Source organism: Persicitalea sp. (assembly GCF_041751555.1).
Classification (GTDB): domain Bacteria; phylum Bacteroidota; class Bacteroidia; order Cytophagales; family Spirosomataceae; genus Persicitalea.
Genome location: NZ_JBGSXF010000287.1, coordinates 1 through 2,273 on the forward strand (window position 1 = coordinate 1; position 2,273 = coordinate 2,273).

Annotated in this window: 4 protein-coding genes; all 4 read left to right on the forward strand. The window is 49.6% G+C overall.

Annotated elements, in window-relative coordinates:
- Positions 1-75 precede the first annotated feature (75 nt).
- The gene (locus ACEW8P_RS10020) at positions 76-873 is read left to right on the forward strand and encodes a penicillin-binding transpeptidase domain-containing protein (protein WP_373512949.1); all 798 of its coding nucleotides are present in this window, start codon (positions 76-78) and stop codon (positions 871-873) included.
- Positions 874-983: 110 nt separating this feature from the next.
- Positions 984-1,322: a nucleotidyltransferase family protein gene (locus tag ACEW8P_RS10025; protein WP_373512946.1), complete on the forward strand. Its 339-nt coding sequence runs from the start codon at positions 984-986 to the stop codon at positions 1,320-1,322.
- Positions 1,291-1,626 (forward strand): DUF86 domain-containing protein, encoded by a 336-nt coding sequence (locus ACEW8P_RS10030; protein ID WP_373512947.1) that lies wholly within the window; start codon positions 1,291-1,293, stop codon positions 1,624-1,626. The genes ACEW8P_RS10025 and ACEW8P_RS10030 overlap by 32 nt, the downstream gene beginning before the upstream one ends.
- A 29-nt stretch (positions 1,627-1,655) precedes the next feature.
- Positions 1,656-2,273 (forward strand): DEAD/DEAH box helicase (locus ACEW8P_RS10035; protein WP_373512948.1); only part of this gene is annotated, 618 nt, incomplete at its 3' end.

A 2,273-nucleotide genomic window follows, 5' to 3' on the forward strand; every position in this document is an offset into this window, starting at 1 on the left:
GGCCGGGGCGATTGGTGCGGCGGGGTTTGCGATGAAGGAGAGTTAAAAATTACATTTAAAAAAATAACGGAGAAAATGTTCAGGAAATCGTTTTTAGTATTGTCAATAGCACTGCTCGGCAACTACCCGTTATTAGCCCAGAGAGTACTTCCCCAATTCCAGCCCTATTTCAAAGAAGCAGGCTTTGAAGGTAGTTTTAGCCTTTATGATCTGAATAAAAAAGAATACGCTACGACCGATAAGGCCGATTTTATCAAAGCCACTTCCCCGGCCTCGACCTTTAAAGTACCCAACACGTTCATCGCCCTGGAAACCGGAGCGGTACGGGACAAGATGGAAGTTATCAAATGGGACGGCACGCCCAAACGGATGAAAATCTGGGAAAGAGACTACTATCTTGCCCTTGCCTACAAGAATTCCGCCTTCTGGTTTTATCAGGAAATCGCTAAGCGCGTCGGTGAGGAAAAGTATCACGACTATTTAAAAGCATTAAGCTACGGGAACGAGGACATCAGCGGCGGCCTGACGCTATTTTGGCTGGGGTCGAGTTTGAAGATTTCTCCCAAGAACCAATTGGAAGTTCTCCAAAAAATCCAGGCCGAAACCGCTCCGTTCAGCGCCCGTACCTACCGAATCGGCAAAGAAATCATGGTGGAGGAAAAAACCGACACCTACACCCTCCGCGCCAAAACCGGCTGGGCCGACACCAAACCCACGCACGTGGGCTGGTACGTCGGCTATGTGGAAACGAAAGGCAATGTCTATTTCTTCGCCACGCGCCTGTATCAGCCTGACGCCCGGCAGAGCGACCGCTTCGGCAGTCAGCGGAAGGAAATTACGAGAAAGATATTGGGTGATTTAGGTGTTTTGTGAAAAGGCCAACAGTAGGACGCAGTAACTAATGATTTCAGGAAAAACTGCCTTGGTTCTAACCAAATAAAAATGGGTTAACTTTGTCTTAACTTCTTATAACAAGTCTCAATATGATTGAATTACCCTTGCCATTTGTCCAGCATCATGAAGCAATGATTGTTCTTTGCGAAAAATTTGGGGTGGATAAACTGTACGTTTTCGGCTCGGTTGCTAAGAACCAATTCAATTCGAAGTCGAGCGACATCGACCTATTAGTCGAGATGGAACCCATGCCACCGATTGAAAGAGGGGAAAACCTGATGAGTCTTTGGGATGCCTTCGAGTACTTGTTCGCTCGGAAAGTCGATTTGTTGACCGACCAGCCCATTCGTAATCCTTATTTGCGGCAAAACATCGAGGAGACCAAACGACTGATCTATGACCGAAAAAGGACGGAAGTACCTTTCTGACATCTTGCTGGCGATTGAGCTGATCGAAGAATTCATGGGAGGAATCGGCAGCTATGGTGAATATAGGAAGGATGCAAAAACGAAGAGTGCGGTCGAACGGCAATTGGGCATAATTGGGGAGGCTGTAAATCAATTCAGAAGAGCAGAAACGAATTTCGAACTGAGCCATGCGCGCCAAGTCGTCACTTTTCGGAACCGTTTGATCCATGCCTATGATAGCGTAGATGATTCCATTGTGTGGGCAATCGTCAAGAATCATCTTTCTATACTGAAAACAGAAGCAGAATTGGGTTTGACGAAGTAGCCACACCCAGGATTCTGTACCTTTGCCGCATGGAAAACCAGGCCAACCCCTTCGAGCAGTTCAAGCTCAACCGCCAACTACTCGACGCCATCGCCGACGCGGGCTATACCGAACCCACACCTATTCAGGAGCAGGCCATTCCGCTGGCGATGGCGGGACACGACGTGCTGGGCATCGCCCAAACCGGGACGGGTAAAACGGCCGCCTTCGTGCTGCCGCTACTCATGAAGATAAAGTACGCGCAGGGTGCCGATCCCCGCGCCCTGATCTTGGCCCCGACGCGTGAACTGGTCATGCAGATTGCCAAAGCTGCCGAAGAACTAGGTAGCCACACCGACCTGCGCATCGTGGCTCTCTACGGTGGCGTCGGTCCGAAGGCGCAGATCGGAACCTTGCGGCAGGGCGTGGATATCCTGGTTACCACGCCGCAACGGTTTTTGGACTTATACGCCAAGGAAGAAATCGTGTTGAAACACATCAAGACGATGGTACTTGACGAGGCCGATAAGATGCTGGACATGGGCTTCATGCCGCAAATCCGGCGCATTCTGGAAGTGATTCCTACCAAGCGACAGAACCTGCTCTTCTCGGCTACTTTTCAGGAAAAGGTTGAGAAGTTCTCCTACGAGTTTCTGGAATTCCCAATG